Raw genomic sequence first — 373 nt, 5'->3', positions numbered from 1 at the left:
CGACTTCGGCCGCCAGCGGAACCGCTTCTCCGCCGTCGGCGCCAACGGCTCGGCCATCATCCCGGGCACCCTGGTGTTCAACCCGAACGGCCTGTCGGGCCTTGACTGCTTCGGCACCGTGCGCGGCCGACTCGGCTAAGCCTTCGACCGCACTCTGTTCTACGCAACGGGCGGCTTCCCCTACGGCTCGGGCGGCGGCCGTCAGTTCGGCACCGGCGTGCGCTCGAACGACTTCCAGACCGGCTACGTGGTCGGCGGCAGTATCGAATACGCTCTCCCGACCGACTCGTTCCTGAACTTCTTCCGCTCCTCCGCCGTGACGGTGAAGGTGGAAGGCCTGTACGTGAACCTGGACCGCAACCGCAACGTTGCC

Annotated in this window: 1 pseudogene; it reads left to right on the top strand. The window is 67.3% G+C overall.

Annotated features, from left to right (window positions below):
* Window positions 1-373 (top strand): annotated as a pseudogene (locus tag MKK52_RS07085) (porin family protein); the annotation flags it as partial.

This window comes from Methylobacterium sp. J-067 (assembly GCF_022829465.1).
In the GTDB taxonomy this organism is placed as follows: Bacteria; Pseudomonadota; Alphaproteobacteria; order Rhizobiales; family Beijerinckiaceae; genus Methylobacterium; species Methylobacterium litchii.
The sequence above is the reverse complement of the archived record's forward strand: the minus strand, read 5'-3'. Positions and strand labels throughout refer to the sequence as shown.